Here is a 16655-nt window from a genome sequence, read left to right on the forward strand (position 1 = left end):
CAACCTCTCTGTGTCCCTTCGTATCTATGGATTGCATGAATTGACAGCGAGGCTGGTATAAACTTTGGGATAGTTGATGAGAAAACGAGAAACTGGCCCGAATAGCCATACGGCGCTTTTCCAACAAGAACTTCAGCAAGCGTTCCCTACCAAAGCCAACCGGAGGTCAATGGTATGCCAACCGATAATCAAAACGGACTTAACTCAGTAACCGATTCACTGAATACTCGAACAGTGAACATGGCTCTTGAGGGTAAAATTCCAGTGAATGAATTATCGCCCGAGCAACAGCAGGCCCATGCTCGGATGTTGTGGCAGTCATTGGAGGATCTGGACGGCTCCGACGTTCGTGCATTGCAAGAGATACAACGAGCCGGAGGTAGCGTCTACGGGCTTGATAGACAAGGTAACATCCAAAAAGCAGGCCCTCTCTGAACAGGTTGCATAAGCTCTGACCTGTGCTACGTTCCTTAACGGCTGTCACCATTGCATCACACTTTGAATGGTTCGCTACCTATGGCGAATTTTGGCGTCCGCTTCATCAGCTATATTAAGCCACAATTTCATCTGCTCAGTACCTGGCTCATACCGGGATGGGTTCCCCATCGTATTTAAGTGATCTGAGGCCATCTTCTTAACCCATAGCTCGCCAGTAAACTTAGCATTCTCAAACTCTTGTTGAATCATCCAGGCTACGCCTGCAGGTGCTGAAAAGATATCATAGCCAGGTATTTCAACATCATCCTGAAAGTAACGTAGCACCCAGCCATAACCATCTTCAGGCGATAGAGAATCAATTTTGAAGCTGTAATGAGGCATCCACATCCTCTCACTCAGTTTAAGTTCCAGCGCTTCTTGCTGCCTGCTACCAGGGCCATCACTTTATCGTGAAGCTCTCTGACCCGTTTCTGAAGCTCTTCAATGCGCATCTGCTCACGATCCTGATCTTTAATGCGCAATCGATTTATGCCAAGGACAGTGCCTCCTGAATTTTCAGCCAGGTCAGATAGAGTAAAGGATGCATTGAGCAAAGCTGAACGCTCCTCCTCATTCATGACAGGCTCTCGAAGCAACGTTGCTCTTATAAGCGCTGACGCCCAGCGAGTACGATTTCGAAAGCCTTCATACTCTGCCCGCTCCTCAATCAAGAGGCGCTCATGCTGTGTGAGTCGAATTGTTATCTTGCATGACTTGGGCCCCCGAACGATGTCATGTCCTTCTTCGGCGATACTCTCTCCACAGACACGTTGAATCATCTCTCTTAATACATCGGATTCTGACCGGCCTGATACTTGGCATAAACGCTGCCAAGCCTCTTTTTCGTCTGGCGTTAGTCTGGTTTTCACTACTTCTTGCTCGCTCATTGTGATTCCTACTCATCGTTAATTTTCAATTTGGTACCAAATGCCAGCACGACGGGTACGTTTGCTACCACTTTGCGAATCCTGCCCTAGCCCCCCTAGCCCCAAAATCAGCGGTGGATTTCGTACGCACGAAATTTGCTAGATGCCAGTGGGCGGGAGGCTCACGCCTAATCAATAGCTGTGCATGACCCATAAATCCCTCTGGCACTAACCTTCCCTATCAGCACCACGGCACTTCTTACATAAGAAATTCAGGCTATGCTGCCAGGGCTGAAGGCTTCTTCATTAGTAATAAGCATGGACCTGTCTCACACCTATTCGTCGCCTGGGGCTGATCGGGAAACTTCGCCATTAGTAATAGGGGAGGCACTTGTCTCATCCGGATTTGCCTCTCCATGCTCCCGTCGACGCTTGGCCAGCTCAGCTTTCATCCACTGGCCGGTGGCACGCATTTCGGCACGCAAGTCCTCGATCTCCTCGGGTGTCAAACGGCGGTAGCTCATGGTGTATTCTTCTGTGATGTATCACGCCGGAGCTGCGGGTATACCGCTGTGCGCCATCGCCACTGGAGCATACACACGGCAATGCCGGCTACACACACAAACAGAGTACGAGCAGCCTCGCCATCGCCAGCAAGAGTGCCCCTAACCAAACCAGGCAGTTCGGGTAGCAACGCCACAGACAGCAGGATGCCCACTACTAGTAATAGGCCAGAGAGCCCCAGCTCGCCGCCTCGCTTTACTCGCGCCAAGCTGTCACGCCAGGTGTCGATCCATTTAGTTTTCATGGTTTCAACCTCCCGTAATTGTGTTGGTGCTGAAGCGCTTCTGATAGGCTCTCTGGGCAGCCCTACCGGCCTTGTAAACCCCTTTCGCCGGAGCTGCCGCTGCTGAGCCAGCGAGGCGAGCGTCACGCTGGACGCCACGATATTGACGCCGGATTGTTGAAGGCCGCATAGCATTCATGGCTGATCCAAGAGCACCTTGCGTTGCCAGCGCGATACCACCGCCAAGCGCTGACGCCATGGCAGGCACCTGCTTGAGGAACAAGAAACACAGTCCAAAGAACACAACAAAGACAGCAGCATCCCACATGGTGGTCAGGTCACCACCACCTGCCATCATCCTGACTAAGAATAAATCACAGAATTCGAGAACCAATCGTCCACCAGCAGCGGCCAGCACCAAGATCATTCCAAAATTCATCAATTGGCCCAACCAACTCTCGAACCACCGCTGCGTGGAGTTGAATAGAAGGCCAATGATAAACAGAGGGCCGATGCCCAATAGCAGCGTAGTCATGATCTTGCTCAGCAAGATAAGGAACGCCACGATAAAGGCCACAGCGCCACCTGCAGCAAGAATCGCTAGAGCAATCAGGTACAACCCAAAATTACCGTTCATCACGCCAGCCTTACCCCAGGCACGATCTGCTATCTCGAATACCCGAGAAAAGAGTTCATCCATAATACTGGCCATGCTGCCTGCAGGTGTGCCGGTTACAACAGCTGCAATTTTCTCCGGGCCATGAGCCAACACATCAACGATAAGATCCATATAGGTGCCGACTGTCAGGCCCAGTGTCATGATGAAGCCGATGCGAATAATGCGAAAAACACCCTCCTGCAATGGCTCACTGACCTTTCCAAACATCATCATGTAGCCCCAGATGGCAATCCAGAGGATCATCATGCTAGTGAAGATCGGTGCGATGTATGCGATCACATCCCCAACGGTGCTGGATATATAGGTATCCAGGGCATTTTCGACGAGTTCGAAGGCCCCTTGAAACAGATCCATAAGCCCTCCTTACCAGATATTGCGAGGTTCGCCACTGGACAGCATTCGCTCGGCTTCCCTGGCATTGATGCAATTAGAGTCATCTTTCAACTCGCCGGGGTTGTTCGCGCATATTTCCAGTGTGTCCTTGCGTTCGTCGTCGTGGGCCTGATACCAGTCCACAGTCTGAATCGGCTCGATTTCCGGGGTGTCGACAAGGCAACCGGTCAGCACGACGCTAGCCAGCGCGACAACCACAAAATTTCGTGCGCACGAAAACTTCCTAATACTCATGGGGCCTCCTTACCAGATGTCGCGGGGTTCACCAGATGACTCGATGGCCATCTGCTGAACGCGCTGATTGTGCATTGCCCGGTTGGCCTCAGCCTGCGAACGAAGCATGGTCAGCTTGGCTATTTCATTTTGCAGCATGACTTCTTCGGCGCCGATACGGGCCTGAAGATCCAAAATGTCTTTTTGATCCGGACTGTTATTAACTTTGGCAATCAGGCCTGAAAGCGCATGAAAACGTTGCTGAGCCTGTTCCAGTGACTTTTGCGACTGGCCTAGCCAAGTAGCAGAGTTTTCATTACTCAAGTCGTAGACTTCAGCTATATCGCCAGATAGCCCATGTTCACCTGAATCTCGGATACCGGCGTCACTCAGCACCTCGTTTGGTTCAACATCCACCGTAGTGTCATACACCGAGTCGATCACGGCAGCCAGACCCCGCGAGCCGCTCATGTTGTCCAACTGATCTTGGAGACTTTTGATTTGAGTAAGCATGTGCTCGACCTGCAAAATTTGCTGAGCAATGCTGGTTGTGTCGATAACAGGAATACCTGCCGCCATGGAGGGCGACGAGAAGCTAAAACCGGTCATGAAAATGACACTCGCTATTTTTCGTGCGCACGAAATTTTTATATTCATTCAGGGATTTCCTTATTTCGATTGTGGAGGGAAGCCTTAGCTTCCAGACGGCGTTTCGTCCTTTTGAGTGTGATTACTCGTTTTTCAAAATCCAGGCTTCTCAAGTCGATAGACTCCATCACCTCTTTCATCTCTTCTATGCAGGTAAAAAAGTCTTCAGGAAGTGCTTGAAGCCCTTCAGTCAGAAAATCACAGGCGTAGTTCGCGATAATCACCAGAGTTTTAATCTCACTCTGGATAGCGTGCTGTTCAACAGCATGTGATCGACACAACCAAGACAAGCTGCTGTTAGTTAAAGCGTGCATGGTGTTCTGACTATCAGCCATAGTTACCCCCTATTTGAATGGTTAGAGTCAACCTGAATAACGCCATACAGTCATTTCACCCTACCCCGACATTTCTTTTATTAATGCCTTTTCGCATGCCTTTTCGTATCCCAACCATTGCTGGTTCACCGGCCGTAGTATCGCCGTACCGCTTGGCATTGTTATCTGCTATTTGCTCGCTTCGCTGAAGTGCTGCGGCGCGCCTCTGCTGAAGATTGTCTACTTCTGGCTGATCGCCTTTAGCAGTTCTGCGATTTTTTCTTGCTGTAATCTTAGACGTATTCTCTGTAATAGATTTTCCCTTTTGGCGATTCTGGAATGTACTATTCGGCTTATCAGATTGGCTATAAGGCAAGTCAGATTCTCCCAAAGGCAAGTCAGATTCTCCCAAAGGGTGAAACTGGCTACTACGGTTCTTGGAGGAGTTTTTAAGCTCTACGTGCTCCACTAGCAGTTCTAATAAACGTTCACAATCGACGCGATACCACACAATAGCTGGGACACCTATCCTTTCTTCTTTTAGGATGCCGAGTTTGGCTAACGATTTCCTAGCGTTTGCTTGTTGCTTTGGGGATAATCCTGTCTCTGATTCCCAGCTATCTTCCCCTCGTTGTTTTTTATAGAACCACCCCCCTCGACTCTTAGCTGTGATATTGTCACTCCAGTAAAATGCTTGGCTAAGGAAAACTGCGCCAGTAACTGATATTCCTGGAAGCAATGTGAAATCAGGATAATAGGCAATCAGCCTACCAACGATACTTTCAATTACAGATGAGCCGCATTTCTTATTCTTACTCTTAAAAGGTAAGCTATTTTCTTGTAATTCCAGCAAACGGTCATAATTAACGCGGTACCATAGTTTAGCGGGAACATCTCTTCTTCTTTCTTCTAAAATACCAAGCTCTACTAGTGCAGCTCTAGCGCTTACTTGCTGTTTTAGCGATAGACCTGTTTCATCCTCCCAACTATCATCACCACACTGTTTCTTATAGAACCATCCATCCCGACTTTCCGATGTAGAGTTTTTGCTCCAATAAGCAACCTGACTAAGAAATACTGCCCCAGGGACTGAAACGCCGGGAAGAAATGAAAAAGCAGTATTATAGGCTATTACTCTACCTAACCTTTTTTTAACAATTGAAGGAGTGATGTGCGTCATATACTGCCCTTTACTCAAACGCTAGCTTGTAAACAGTTGATATCTTTAACAACAGAAAAAGACGCATTCACTCAGAAGAAAGGCTAGGCGATTTTCTAACATGATCTAAACTCAGGGCTTCTTTAACCTGAAGAGTGCGAAAATAGACGCGCCTGCCCACTTTTACCATTGTTGGTTTAAGCTTACGGGAGACTTCAGTGTCGGTGTATAAGGAAACCCTCACTCCATCAGGCGAACGACCTAGCAGGTCAGCCAAGTCAGTTATGCTCATTAAGAGACCGAATCTTTCCACCATATAATCTTCAACATTCATAGCTAAACCTCCATTAACCTGGGATCAATGAAGTTAGTGTTAACCTAAGCTATTTAAAACTCAACAACCATGGATAGCGGCAACATAAAAGCGATCTTCAAAACATCATAGATTGAAAATCAAAGTAGCAAACATTGATTATCAATCTATATAATAATGAGGCATCCAAACAAATAAGAAAATATCTAACCAAATAATAAATCATCTAACCAAATGATAAATATACAAATAATCTACAGAACTATACATATTAGGAAATGATTTAAAGAAATCACAATCTACATACATCGCGGTGGCGATGGTGGCGATGGTGGCGATGGTGGCGATGGTGGCGATGGTGGCGATGGTGGCGATGGTGGCGATGGTGGCGATGGTGGCGATGGTGGCGATGGTGGCGATGGTGGCGATGGTGGCGATGCAGTTTTGCCAACATCAGTCTAGTGGTAAACACCTCAACAAGTTAATATAGCCACTTCATATCATTTTTTATAAAAAATGCATTAATTTATTATTCAGCATCTACAAAATATACAAACCTTCCCTAGGAAAATAAAAATCAAAAATAATGAGGTGATGGTAACAACTAGAACATTAACCAAAACCCAAAATACGAGCACTTTTTACTAAAAAGGCCACCGAATGGTGGCCTTCAAAAATATCTAATCATACAAGCCTTAGGTGCGCTCTTTGATGAGAAAATTTATTGTTTATAATTTTAGGATCAACAGCATCAGGAATTATCTCTTTAAGAAGCTCCGGCTTTACATTAAGAGCATTTGCAACATTATTAAAATCTAAGCCATGATATTTCAACAGCACATCAAAAGATTTCGGAAGCAAACCTGCGCGTTCCCTCGCTACATCCCCATCCTCATCTTCCCTTTTACTCTGGCGAGTATTTTTTAAAAAAATCACACCACTCTTATATTGACGCTCATCAATTAAACCGAGCACCTTTGCCCTATAAAGAACTGCTGCTTTCGACACACCAAAGGTCATTTTTATATCAATTATACATTGCCAATCTAGAGTACGACCACGAGTCTTAAATATTTTCATAAAAGTAGAACGAGGAAGAAGAAAGGCTGAGCTCAACCTATTAGCCTCCGTTTCTGTCTTTCGATCTCCTGTCACTATTCCTTCATGTAAAATCAAATGTGCCATTTCGTGAGCTATATCAAAACGCTGCCTAAAAGGGCTTTCTTTAGCATCATTTCTTACAATGACCGGCCTTACTGAGGGAATAGATAAAGCATCTACCTCCTGGGAAGCATCATTAAAAAAAGTTACCAAAGCACCAGCGTGCTCCACAACTTTAACCATATTATCGATTGGGCCAAGGCCTAATCCCCAATGATGGCGTGTTTTTTCAGCAGCGCGTTCGATCTCTTCTGTGGTGCAGGCTCCTGAAAAATCGGGAAAATTAACTTCAGGGAGAGCTACACGCTCATCAATGAAACGGGCAAGCTGATCAAATAAAGTGCCCCGAGCCAATACCTTAAGTTTGGTACTGACTTTGGTCGATGCTAAACTTCTAAAGTGAGCTTGGTCTTCCGTCAACGCTGAGCTTGCTGGTGCATAAAAAAAGCCGGTAGTGACATTGAGAGAATACGCCAAGCGCTCTAGAACATCTTGAGAAACTGTATTTGCAGCTTTCCCAGTTTCCAGCTGGGAAACATACTGTCTGGACTTATCTATATCCTCTGCTATTTGGCCAAGTGTTTTACCCCAATAATGTCTCGCGAGTCTAAGTTTGCTTCCTTCAAACTGAGCCATTGTTGTCTTCGACTGTTCCATCGTCCTCACCTGCTTCGGCGACATTCGTTCTGGGGCCAAGCTCGTGATCTGGTAGTTTAGCTGCTTCAGGAATATCAGCTGTAGTGCTAACAAATGTATTCACGCTAGCATTAAACTGCCATTTAGCATTAATGACCTTGGAGCCAAGTTGATAGTTTATGCAATAAAGGGAATGCTCATCCTCGTCGTTCATAGCTTTTCTAATAAAAAACCTCCACAGCCCCGCTGTCTGGCTAAGAGAGTCTTCATCAAAAAGCAGCAAGTTAGTGGTCAAAGATTCTGCATCGGTTAATGCGGTTGCATAGTGTTTTCTTGGTCTTTCTGGATCGTCACAGAAGAACCGGAACACTGAATTACCAATGCTAAATTGAATATCATTCCCATGATGTACAATCTGTAACCAAGGGAACCGGCTTTCGCCTTCTTGAAGTAACGAATTCCGGAGCCAAGCCCAGCAACGGCTTCCTTGCGTATAAGCGTCGTCTAATGGATGCTTGGTTTGATCAAGAGCAAGAGAAAAAACATCAAGCATATGCCTAGCTAGCTCATTTAAGCGCGGTTCAGTCAATTCAGGATCAATTTCTGCTGGGTGGCAAGGCTGTTTCATCACAAAGTGTTCCCAATCTGGAATTTGTAAAGCATATAATTGTGCTTTTTCTCACTTTTGTCAAGCAGGCGGCACCTTGGCAAATTTTACATTCGCTCAATCGTGCTTTCCCGTATTCTCACTTGCTATTTAAATTGGGCTTATACGGCTTGGCTACGCCCTTAGCTGACTTAAAACCACCTTACTTCTGACTCAACTCACATCAATTTAAGCTAGACCTACCCGGTCTAGTTTCATGACTAAATCCTCGGTCCTCAGATGTGTATACCGCCTAAGCATCTGCATCGATTTATGTCCACTGATCGCAGCGACCTCCTGATCAGATAGCCCGGCTTCTACTAACCGGCTAACAGCTTCATGGCGTAGGTCATGGAAACGAAAGTCATCAAGCCCTGCCTTCTTTTTGGCTTGATTCCAAACCTTGGTATAGACGTAAGGGCCTCGTTTGCCTTCTTTGCCAGGCTCACCGAAAAATACCAGGTTGCAATCAAGTGGGCGCACTGGGTTATTCAGGGCTTGCTTGAACACCTCTGTCGCGGCTTGCGTTAGGGGCACAAGGCGGGCTTCGTTGTTTTTGGTGTCTGTAAGGCGCACCAGGCGGCGTTTAATGTCTACCTGGCTGCGAGTGAGGGTCAAGATCTCAGACGAGCGCATACCCGTCTCCAGAGCGATTCTGGCGATCCAGGCAAGCATAGGGTTGCTGTGCTGACGTAACACGGCGAACAGCCGCTTCTCTTCCTCGGAGTTAAGACGTCTACTCCGGCCCTCACCTGGGCTCGGTTTGCGTATATTCTGAACAGGGTTATACGTCAGGCCCAGCCCCCACTCCTGGATAGCCACGGTGAAGAGGTGGCCAAGTAGAGCAAGCTCTAAGCGCACGGTGTTGGGGCTGATTAGCTCCCCTCGGCGCCCCACACTGTTTAAACGCTTGTCACGGTAGTTGGCGACCAGTTCTGGCGTAAGAGCTGCTAGAGAATATTTACCTAGATGCTCAATGAGCGTATTTGCCTTGAGGCGTTCGCTTTTCTGGCTGCTGGGCTTCTTGGTAGGGGTAACGTCCGCGAGGTAGCGCTTGAGTGCTGCTTCGAGCGTCACGCGCTCCGAGGCGCTGCGCTGGATATAAACACCACGCACCATTTCGTCTTCAGTGCGGCGTGCCCAATCTTGGGCGTCACGTTTGGTGCGGAAGGTCTTTGCGGTGGTGGGCCAACCCGACTTGCGGATGACGGCTTTCCAAGTTGCAGAAGGGGTCTTGACGATGGTGGCCACAAAAAATCTCCAGGGTCTGAAAGATCGGCACTGTACCGAAACTGTACCCTTGGACTAGGGGACTCACCAGAGATAATTGCTAAGCTACTGATTTTAATGGTGGGCCCAGTAGGACTTGAACCTACGACCAAGGGATTATGAGTCCCCTGCTCTAACCAACTGAGCTATAGGCCCGAAAAGCGTGCATATCATAGCGAATGTGGCGGTGTGAGGCTAGCCCCATTGCGCTATCTTGATGTCATTACGGCACTTTATGTGGATTGGGCAGTCTGGTGAGTAGTTCTTTATGCGGAGACGCGCTGTGAAAGCATTGATTGCTCTAGTTCCTTTATTGTTGGTACTGCCCGTGCAGGCGGACTGGCAGCTTGACCCGGCCCAGTCCCGGGTGCAGGCGTCGATTACCCAGCTCAACGGCGAGGCGCCGCAAACCCACCACCATCAGGTGCGCGACCTGCAGGGCGATATCTCGAGCGATGGCACGCTGCGCTTGCCGTTAAAGCTTAGCCAAACGGATGTACTGGAGCGCTTTGGCGAGCTTCCGCCGTGGATAGGCTTGCTGGCGAACACCACCTTGGTGACGCTGGAGGCACAAATGCCCCCAGAGCGGTTAGACGGTTTGGATATTGGTGAATCGCTGGTTGAAACGCTGACGTTTAGCGTGCAGTCCGACATGGTTAACCAGCAGGAATCCGTGCCACTGCGGTTTACCCGTGAAGGCTTGAACGAGATACGCGTGACCCACGCCGAGCCCATGGCGATGGATGGCAGAGCGCTGATGGCCAACAGCACGGTACGTACCGTGATGTCGCTGCTGGGCTATCAAGAGATTGACGAGCATGTGCCCGTCACCCTTAATGCGCTGTTAGTTAATCGGTAGTAGAGAACCGCTAAAGATTAACGACTGAGTACTTCCATATCCCCCACCTGGGCCTCACCGGTTTGCACCCGCCACTGGGCGGCATAGTGGCCATTAGCTGCTAACAGGCTTGAGTGGCTGCCGCGCTCGGCCACCTGGCCTTTTTCGATCACCACGATTTCATCGGCGTGCACGATGGTGGAAAGCCGGTGGGCAATCATAATCACCGTACGACCATGGGCGATACGTTTTAGCGAGCGCTGAATAGCCGCTTCGGTTTCGTTGTCCACCGCGCTGGTGGCTTCATCCAGCACTAAGATAGGCGGGTCTTTAAGCAGCGCCCTGGCCAGTGAAAGCCGCTGGCGTTGGCCGCCGGAAAGCCGCACGCCCCGCTCACCTACCGGGGTGTCCAAACCTTGGGGCAGCGTTTCGATAAAGCTCCACGCTTCGGCGGTTTTGGCGGCGTCGATAATCGCGGCTTCGTCGGCGTCCGGCTTGCCGTAGGCGATATTGTCGCGAATACTGCCTTCAAACAGGTAAACATCCTGACTAACCAGGCCAATCGATTGACGCAGTGAGTTCATACTCACTTCGGTGATGGGCTGCCCATCAATGAGCACGCGGCCGTTTTCGGGGTCGTAAAAGCGCAGCAGCAGTTTGATCAGAGTGGATTTGCCCGACCCTGTCGCCCCCACCAGCGCCAGGGTATTGCCTGCGGGTACCTGCAGGTGAATACCATCAACCCCAACGCCGCTAGTGGCATAGTGAAAACTGACATTATCAACCGTTACTTCGCCGCGCACTGGCTGAGTGAGAGGTGTGGTGCTGTCGTCTTTTACCGTAATCGGCACTTCGAGCAGGTCGAGGATGCGCCGCGTGCTGGCCATGGCGCGCTCGAACAGGTCGATCACCTGGGCCAGGCCGGTCAGCGGCCAGAGCAGGCGTTGGGTCAAAAACACCAGCACGCCGTAAGCGCCCACGTTCAGCGAGCCGTTGAGCGCCATCATGCCGCCCACGGTAAAGGTGGCAAGAAAACCGGCCAAAATCGCCATGCGGATGACCGGAATAAACGCGGAGCTCACCTTGATCGCCCTTCTGTTGGCATCTACGTAGGCTTCGCTGGCATCGCGCAGGCGCTCGGCCTCGCGGTCTTCGCTGGTAAAGCTTTTAATCGTCGCAATGCCGCTGAGGTTGTTGGATAACCGGCTGGCCAAATCACCGACTTTTTCACGCACATCGCTATACAGTGGCCCGGCTTTACGCTGGAAAAAGAACGCCCCCCAAATGATCAGCGGAATCGGCGTAAACGCCAGCAGCGCAATCAGTGGCGAAAGCACGAAGAAGACCACGCCTACCGTCACTACGGTGACCACCACCTGAATAATCGCATTCGCCCCGCCGTCCAGAAAACGCTCAAGCTGGTTAACGTCATCGTTCATGGTGGCCACCAACTGGCCAGAGCTTTTTGACTCGAAAAACGCCATATCCAGTCGTTGGGCGTGCTCGTAGGTATCCTGGCGCATATCCGCTTGTAAGCGTTGGGCTAAGTTGCGCCACAGAATTTGGAACAGGTACTCAAACAGTGACTCCCCTGCCCAGATAACAAACGTCAGCACTGCTAGCATGGTGATCTGCTGTTGGGGCGTTTCAAACCCCAGGCTGGCCACAAAGCTCTGCTCTTGGTTGACCACGACATCGATGGCCACACCAATCAAAATTTCCGGGGCAATATCAAACAGCTTGTTGATCACTGAACAGGTAGTGGCGGCTATAATGCGCCGCCGATAGCCTTTGGCGTAGCGGAGTAGCCGCACCAGGGCTTGAAAGCTCTGATTCTTAGAACGGGGCGGGGAAGGAGCCACGAGCATTCCTTACTGAGATTGTTGTAGGCCAACTAGGCTTAGTACGAAAACTGCCTGCGCTCGGCCATGCTGCGTTAAAAAACGGCTCAAAATGCTCATTTACACCCCGTAAACTCCGCTTTTTCGCCGTTTTTTGCCTTGCCTGACCTTCGCTCGCCGACTTTTCGTACAAAGCCTAGGTAGACGCTAGCGTAATGAATTCAATGCTCGGGCTCAACGCGTTAATGCGTGGGGGGTTAAGCGGGTGCCGTGCTGCGTCGCACATTGGCCAGCAGCGGGCTGCCGGTATCGGGGTCCAGCAACAACGTGCACTCTACTTGATAGAGCGTTCGCACCAGATCAGGCGTCACCACCTGAGCGGGCGGCCCTTCCGCTACAATCTGCCCTTCGCGCATGGCGATGAGATGGTCAGCATAGCGGCAGGCGCTGGCAAGATCGTGCAGCACCATCACCACGGTGCGGCCATGACAGGCCAAATCGCGCACCAACTCGAACACTTCAATCTGATGGCCAAGATCCAGCGCAGAGGTGGGTTCATCCAGCAACAACAGCGGGGTTTGTTGGGCGATGGTCATGGCAATCCAGGCGCGTTGCCGCTGCCCGCCGGAGAGCGCATCAATCGGCCTATCCGCGAGTTGCTCAAGCCCTGCCGCCGCCAGCGCGTGCTGCACCACACGCTGGTCTTCTGCTGACCACTGGCGCAGCCAGCCCTGGTGGGGCTGGCGACCAAAACGGATTAGCTCGGTCACGGTGAGCCCTTCCGGCGCGACGGCCTCCTGGGGCAGTAGCGCCAGATGGGTAGCCAAGTGACGGGTGGGCAGGCGCTGAATATCGGCGCCATCCAGTAATACCGCGCCACTATCAGGTTTATGTAACCGCGCCAGCCCAGCCAATAATGTCGATTTCCCACAACCGTTGGGACCCACAATAGCGGTGACTTGACCGCTTGGCAGGCTGATATCCAAACCATCAATCACCTGCCGTGAGCCATAGCTCATGCCCAGTGCCTGGGTAGCCAGAGAGGGAATTGGCGACGCCGGGGATTGGCTCATGTAAAACTCCGTTGGGGACGCATTAATATCCAAAGTAACCAAGGCCCGCCGACCACGGCGGTAACGATACCCACCGGAATCTCGATAGGCGCCAGCAGCGTACGCCCAGCCAAGTCGGCGAGCACCATGACCAACGCCCCCGCCAGCGTTGCCGCCAAAACCGGCACGCTACGGGAGCTCGACAGTGACCGGGCAATCTCGGGGCCAATCAACCCCACCATGCCCACCGGGCCAGCCACTGCAACGGCCAGCCCGGTTAGCGCAACAGACAGTAGCAACACTTCCAACCGGCGCCGTTTGACGTTAATCCCTAACCCGCTAGCGGTGGCATCTTTAAAACGCAGTAGCGTGAGCGAGCGAGCCAGCGCCAGTGCGGTCGCAAGCCCTACCGCCAAGCCCAACATCAGTAATTGAAGTGCGCCGCTGGGGCGAGCATTGAGCGACCCCACCGTCCATGGGTAGGCGGCATTGGCGGTGTCAATGGCGACTCGCGCCAGCATCAGTTGCGTCACCGCGCCAAACACCGCGCCCACGCCAATCCCCGCGACGATAAAGCGATAGCCCTGGGTACCGCTGCCCGCGGCTAGCCCGAAAGTGAGTACCGCTGCGGTGGTTGCCCCGGCTAACGCCATGGCAGGCGGCGCGATGGAAAAGCCGACACCCACTATGGAGGCCACCGCAAACGCCGTCGCGCCATTATCAATGCCGATAATCCCGGGCGTTGCCAGGCGATTGCGGGCCAGAGTCTGCATTAGAATGCCCGCTAATGCGAAGGCCGCCCCAGTGCTGCAGGCAGCGGCTAAACGTGGCAGGCGTAGCTCTTGCACGACAAAGGTCGCCATCATATCCGCATTGCCCAACAGCGCCTGCAGCACTGCAACGGGAGCGACTTTAACGCTACCGAGGCTTAGATAGATAACGCTGGCAACCAGCAGCGCGCCCAATAGACCCAGGTTGACCACCACCGCTCGCTGTTCAAACAGGACGCTGTACGCACCCCGTTGATGTCGCCAGGCTAAGCGCCAGTACCCTTGAGGCGGCGATACGCTGCCGTTTTCTCCCGAGACCGCTTGGGTAGCATAAGAGAAAGGCATGGCAGCAGATTTACCCGTTGAGCCCGTCATTGATGAAGAAGGCCTTGATACGCTTTTCATAAACCCACTCATAACATCGGTAAGCGGCGCGCACGTACAACCGCTACTAAAACGGGGGCGCCACATAACGCCGTGAGCACGCCCAGGGGTAGTTCTGAAGGCGCCACCACTACGCGGGAGATGATATCGGCGGCGAGTACCATCAACGGCCCGATGGGCAGGCAAAACAGCAGCGTGCGGCGAATATCCGGCCCTGCGAACGCACGAGCCACAAACGGCACCACCAAGCCAACAAAAGCAATTGGCCCGGCGATAGCGGTGGCAGCACCCACCAGCAATGCCACACAGGCCACGACCAACCAACGGATAAGGTTGGGGTGGTGGCCTAAACCAGAAGCAACTCTCTCGCCTAACGCCAGCGCGGCTAATGGCCGGGCGATCAGCGCCACAACAACCGATGCCACCAGCATACTCGGCAACACAGCGAACAAGTCGTTTAAGCGGCGGCCAGCCACGCTGCCAATGACCCAGAAACGAATTTCGTCAGCGGCACGCTGGTCGTAAAGCAGCAGCAACGAAGTTAATGATGCCAGCAGACCCGAAAACGCTGCTCCAGCGAGCACGAGCCGGATAGGGTCGTTACCCACACCGCGAAAGCGCGCCACGCTTAAGACGCACACACAGCCCACCAAGGCACCGAGCTGCGCGACTGAAATACGCAGAGTGGCGGCGCTGGCACCCAGCACCAGGGCCAGCGCCACGGCAAACGCCGCCCCCGCGCTAACCCCTAGCAAGCCTGGTTCGGCCAGGGGATTGCGGGCCACCGCTTGCAGCAGCGCCCCGGCAACGCCTAATGCCATGCCTACCGCAATGCCGATTAAAGTACGCGGGGCGCGCAGTTCCCAGACGATAAAACTCGCCTCACTATCATGGGCGCCGCCTAGTAGCGCCAATACCCGCAGTGGGCCGACACTCCCTGCGCCAATCAATAAACTAACGCCACTCACCGCCACAAGGGCGGTGAGTAGTAGCATCATTAACGTACGAGGGCTGGAACGCCTGGTGACACTAGGCGTTGCAAAACGAGGAACCGTCACGGCAACAGCGCCGCCTCTATATCATCAAGAATCGCTTGGGCGGCCAGCGGGCCATTGGCACTACTCCACAGTTGGCCATTCACTGGCACCACCTGCTCTTGCTGAACCACATTGAGGCGAGTGAAAGCAGGGCTTTGTTTAGCGGCGTCCAAGGCCTGCTGACCATCTTCGTTGAGGGTGGCCAGGAAAAGCCAGTCACCGTCTATCTCAGCAAGGTTTTCCAGGCTGAGCACATCGCTGTGTACGCCGCGCTCACCGATCAGATCCGCACCTTGCACATCCAGGCCAACCCGCTCCAGCAGACCCGTGGCAATCAGGTTTTCCGACATTACCATCGGGCCACCCGGCATCCAGCGGACTAAAAAGGCGCTGCCGCTGACGTCGGCATTGGCTAGCGCTTCAGCCAGTTCTGCTGTGCGTTGATCTACCGAGGCAATGGCGTCTTCAATGGCTTCTTCACGGTTTAACGCTTGACCGTAAAGACGCGCTTCAGCCTCCCAGTTATCCGGAGCAAGTTTCTGAGTGTGAGGCACGATGGTAGGCGCAATGCGTGACAGCAGTTGATACTGTTCGTCCGAGAGCTTAGCCGGTGCCAGAATCAGATCAGGCTCCTGCGCCAGCACGGCTTCAATATTAATCTCGCGAACCACGCCCATAATCGCAGGACGTTCTTCACCTAAATGCGCTTCCACATACTCAGCCACATTATCGCCACCCCGAGTGGTCACCGCGCCCAGAGGCGTAATACCGGCGGCAAGAGCGGCATCTAGCGCGCCTTCGTATAGGGTCACGACACGCTCAGGTGTCCCCTCCACGTCTACGTCGCCAAACGCGGTATCCAGCGTGCGTGCTTGAGCAGCACCTGCTATCAATGAACTGAGAAGCGCGGCAACCACACCTTTACGCAAAGAAGTGCCTAGCATGGCGTGGATCGATTTCGTTGTGACCAGCATATATTTCTCTCGGCGCGGTAAATTCAAAGAGATAGTAACGATTCTCAAAAACACTTGCACTACTATTCCTTGGAATAGCGTGTTCCACTTTATGCAACCCTAACACCACACCCTACGCCACGCTTCTGTTTCAGTTTACGCAACGTAACGTTCCTTAATTATCCCCTCGCGTTTGGGAACTTTTCTTTTTAGACTCCC

Annotated in this window: 21 protein-coding genes and 1 tRNA gene; 3 read left to right on the plus strand and 19 right to left on the minus strand. The window is 51.9% G+C overall.

Translation table 11 applies throughout. The features are described from left to right. Positions 1–174: 174 nt before the first annotated feature. Positions 175–435, plus strand: a complete 261-nt coding sequence (locus tag QT230_RS08805) for a hypothetical protein (RefSeq protein ID WP_308321247.1) — start codon at positions 175–177, stop codon at positions 433–435. 75 nt (positions 436–510) lie between these two features. Here QT230_RS08805 and QT230_RS08810 read toward each other — a convergent pair whose 3' ends face one another. The 10 genes from QT230_RS08810 to QT230_RS08855 form a co-directional block, all read right to left on the minus strand. Beyond that, positions 511–819, minus strand: a complete 309-nt coding sequence (locus tag QT230_RS08810; protein WP_308321248.1) for a hypothetical protein — start codon at positions 817–819, stop codon at positions 511–513. Between the two features lie 14 nt (positions 820–833). Next, positions 834–1364, minus strand: coding sequence for a hypothetical protein (locus tag QT230_RS08815; RefSeq protein WP_308321249.1), 531 nt, complete (start codon positions 1362–1364; stop codon positions 834–836). Between the two features lie 314 nt (positions 1365–1678). Next, positions 1679–1867 (minus strand): hypothetical protein, encoded by a 189-nt coding sequence (locus QT230_RS08820; protein ID WP_308321251.1) that lies wholly within the window; start codon positions 1865–1867, stop codon positions 1679–1681. Further along, the gene (locus QT230_RS08825; RefSeq protein WP_308321252.1) at positions 1864–2151 is read right to left on the minus strand and encodes a hypothetical protein; all 288 of its coding nucleotides are present in this window, start codon (positions 2149–2151) and stop codon (positions 1864–1866) included. The genes QT230_RS08820 and QT230_RS08825 overlap by 4 nt, the downstream gene beginning before the upstream one ends. A 4-nt stretch (positions 2152–2155) precedes the next feature. Then, positions 2156–3163 (minus strand): type IV secretion system protein, encoded by a 1008-nt coding sequence (locus QT230_RS08830; RefSeq protein ID WP_308321253.1) that lies wholly within the window; start codon positions 3161–3163, stop codon positions 2156–2158. A 9-nt stretch (positions 3164–3172) separates the two neighbouring features. Next, the gene (locus tag QT230_RS08835; RefSeq protein ID WP_308321254.1) at positions 3173–3436 is read right to left on the minus strand and encodes an EexN family lipoprotein; all 264 of its coding nucleotides are present in this window, start codon (positions 3434–3436) and stop codon (positions 3173–3175) included. 9 nt (positions 3437–3445) lie between these two features. Continuing rightward, on the minus strand, positions 3446–4024 hold the full coding sequence (locus QT230_RS08840; protein WP_308321255.1) for a type IV secretion system protein: 579 nt from the start codon (positions 4022–4024) through the stop codon (positions 3446–3448). Positions 4025–4068: 44 nt separating this feature from the next. Continuing rightward, entirely contained in the window at positions 4069–4398 is a 330-nt protein-coding gene (locus tag QT230_RS08845; protein WP_308321256.1) for a hypothetical protein, read from the minus strand. A 55-nt stretch (positions 4399–4453) separates the two neighbouring features. Then, on the minus strand, positions 4454–5557 hold the full coding sequence (locus tag QT230_RS08850) for a hypothetical protein (RefSeq protein ID WP_308321257.1): 1104 nt from the start codon (positions 5555–5557) through the stop codon (positions 4454–4456). Between the two features lie 67 nt (positions 5558–5624). Then, positions 5625–5870, minus strand: a complete 246-nt coding sequence (locus QT230_RS08855; RefSeq protein WP_308321258.1) for a plasmid-related protein — start codon at positions 5868–5870, stop codon at positions 5625–5627. Between the two features lie 298 nt (positions 5871–6168). Here QT230_RS08855 and QT230_RS08860 point away from each other — a divergent pair, with 298 nt between their 5' ends. Continuing rightward, positions 6169–6339 (plus strand): hypothetical protein, encoded by a 171-nt coding sequence (locus QT230_RS08860; protein WP_308321259.1) that lies wholly within the window; start codon positions 6169–6171, stop codon positions 6337–6339. 194 nt (positions 6340–6533) lie between these two features. On the opposite strand, the gene QT230_RS08865 is transcribed toward QT230_RS08860, so the two are convergent. The 4 genes from QT230_RS08865 to QT230_RS08880 form a co-directional block, all read right to left on the minus strand. Further along, complete coding sequence (locus QT230_RS08865; protein WP_308321260.1) at positions 6534–7667, minus strand: XRE family transcriptional regulator; 1134 nt, start codon at positions 7665–7667, stop codon at positions 6534–6536. Then, entirely contained in the window at positions 7633–8277 is a 645-nt protein-coding gene (locus QT230_RS08870; protein ID WP_308321261.1) for a hypothetical protein, read from the minus strand. The genes QT230_RS08865 and QT230_RS08870 overlap by 35 nt, the downstream gene beginning before the upstream one ends. A gap of 204 nt (positions 8278–8481) precedes the next feature. Beyond that, complete coding sequence (locus QT230_RS08875; protein WP_308321262.1) at positions 8482–9543, minus strand: site-specific integrase; 1062 nt, start codon at positions 9541–9543, stop codon at positions 8482–8484. 97 nt (positions 9544–9640) lie between these two features. Beyond that, positions 9641–9717 (minus strand) — tRNA-Ile (locus QT230_RS08880). 127 nt (positions 9718–9844) lie between these two features. Here QT230_RS08880 and QT230_RS08885 point away from each other — a divergent pair. After that, a complete protein-coding gene (locus QT230_RS08885; protein WP_308321263.1) occupies positions 9845–10420 on the plus strand; it encodes a hypothetical protein in 576 nt (191 codons plus the stop codon). Positions 10421–10437: 17 nt separating this feature from the next. Here the strand turns inward: QT230_RS08885 and QT230_RS08890 are convergent, their stop codons facing one another. The 5 genes from QT230_RS08890 to QT230_RS08910 all read right to left on the minus strand — a co-directional run bounded on the left by QT230_RS08890 (position 10438) and on the right by QT230_RS08910 (position 16457). Then, positions 10438–12267, minus strand: coding sequence for an ABC transporter ATP-binding protein (locus QT230_RS08890; RefSeq protein WP_308321264.1), 1830 nt, complete (start codon positions 12265–12267; stop codon positions 10438–10440). A 230-nt stretch (positions 12268–12497) separates the two neighbouring features. Beyond that, positions 12498–13313 (minus strand): ABC transporter ATP-binding protein, encoded by an 816-nt coding sequence (locus tag QT230_RS08895; protein WP_308321265.1) that lies wholly within the window; start codon positions 13311–13313, stop codon positions 12498–12500. Next, complete coding sequence (locus tag QT230_RS08900) at positions 13310–14407, minus strand: iron ABC transporter permease (protein WP_308321405.1); 1098 nt, start codon at positions 14405–14407, stop codon at positions 13310–13312. Before QT230_RS08900 ends, QT230_RS08895 begins: the two co-directional genes overlap by 4 nt. 68 nt (positions 14408–14475) lie before the next feature. Next, the gene (locus QT230_RS08905; protein WP_308321407.1) at positions 14476–15444 is read right to left on the minus strand and encodes an iron ABC transporter permease; all 969 of its coding nucleotides are present in this window, start codon (positions 15442–15444) and stop codon (positions 14476–14478) included. Positions 15445–15500: 56 nt separating this feature from the next. Continuing rightward, the gene (locus tag QT230_RS08910; protein ID WP_374694449.1) at positions 15501–16457 is read right to left on the minus strand and encodes an ABC transporter substrate-binding protein; all 957 of its coding nucleotides are present in this window, start codon (positions 16455–16457) and stop codon (positions 15501–15503) included. Between the last annotated feature and the right edge of the window lie 198 nt (positions 16458–16655).

This window comes from Halomonas sp. SpR8 (assembly GCF_031010195.1).
Lineage (GTDB): Bacteria > Pseudomonadota > Gammaproteobacteria > Pseudomonadales > Halomonadaceae > Vreelandella.

Excerpts from the sequence above, each read along its gene's own strand:
- QT230_RS08805 (WP_308321247.1), top strand. The coding sequence starts at position 175 with ATGCCAACCGATAATCAAAACGGACTTAACTCAGTAACCGATTCACTG.
- QT230_RS08810 (WP_308321248.1), bottom strand. The coding sequence starts at position 819 with ATGCCTCATTACAGCTTCAAAATTGATTCTCTATCGCCTGAAGATGGT.
- QT230_RS08815 (WP_308321249.1), bottom strand. The coding sequence starts at position 1,364 with ATGAGCGAGCAAGAAGTAGTGAAAACCAGACTAACGCCAGACGAAAAA.
- QT230_RS08820 (WP_308321251.1), bottom strand. The coding sequence starts at position 1,867 with ATGAGCTACCGCCGTTTGACACCCGAGGAGATCGAGGACTTGCGTGCC.
- QT230_RS08825 (WP_308321252.1), bottom strand. The coding sequence starts at position 2,151 with ATGAAAACTAAATGGATCGACACCTGGCGTGACAGCTTGGCGCGAGTA.
- QT230_RS08830 (WP_308321253.1), bottom strand. The coding sequence starts at position 3,163 with ATGGATCTGTTTCAAGGGGCCTTCGAACTCGTCGAAAATGCCCTGGAT.
- QT230_RS08835 (WP_308321254.1), bottom strand. The coding sequence starts at position 3,436 with ATGAGTATTAGGAAGTTTTCGTGCGCACGAAATTTTGTGGTTGTCGCG.
- QT230_RS08840 (WP_308321255.1), bottom strand. The coding sequence starts at position 4,024 with ATGACCGGTTTTAGCTTCTCGTCGCCCTCCATGGCGGCAGGTATTCCT.
- QT230_RS08845 (WP_308321256.1), bottom strand. The coding sequence starts at position 4,398 with ATGGCTGATAGTCAGAACACCATGCACGCTTTAACTAACAGCAGCTTG.
- QT230_RS08850 (WP_308321257.1), bottom strand. The coding sequence starts at position 5,557 with ATGACGCACATCACTCCTTCAATTGTTAAAAAAAGGTTAGGTAGAGTA.
- QT230_RS08855 (WP_308321258.1), bottom strand. The coding sequence starts at position 5,870 with ATGAATGTTGAAGATTATATGGTGGAAAGATTCGGTCTCTTAATGAGC.
- QT230_RS08860 (WP_308321259.1), top strand. The coding sequence starts at position 6,169 with ATGGTGGCGATGGTGGCGATGGTGGCGATGGTGGCGATGGTGGCGATG.
- QT230_RS08865 (WP_308321260.1), bottom strand. The coding sequence starts at position 7,667 with ATGGAACAGTCGAAGACAACAATGGCTCAGTTTGAAGGAAGCAAACTT.
- QT230_RS08890 (WP_308321264.1), bottom strand. The coding sequence starts at position 12,267 with ATGCTCGTGGCTCCTTCCCCGCCCCGTTCTAAGAATCAGAGCTTTCAA.
- QT230_RS08895 (WP_308321265.1), bottom strand. The coding sequence starts at position 13,313 with ATGAGCCAATCCCCGGCGTCGCCAATTCCCTCTCTGGCTACCCAGGCA.
- QT230_RS08900 (WP_308321405.1), bottom strand. The coding sequence starts at position 14,407 with ATGCCTTTCTCTTATGCTACCCAAGCGGTCTCGGGAGAAAACGGCAGC.
- QT230_RS08905 (WP_308321407.1), bottom strand. The coding sequence starts at position 15,444 with ATGATGCTACTACTCACCGCCCTTGTGGCGGTGAGTGGCGTTAGTTTA.
- QT230_RS08910 (WP_374694449.1), bottom strand. The coding sequence starts at position 16,457 with ATGCTGGTCACAACGAAATCGATCCACGCCATGCTAGGCACTTCTTTG.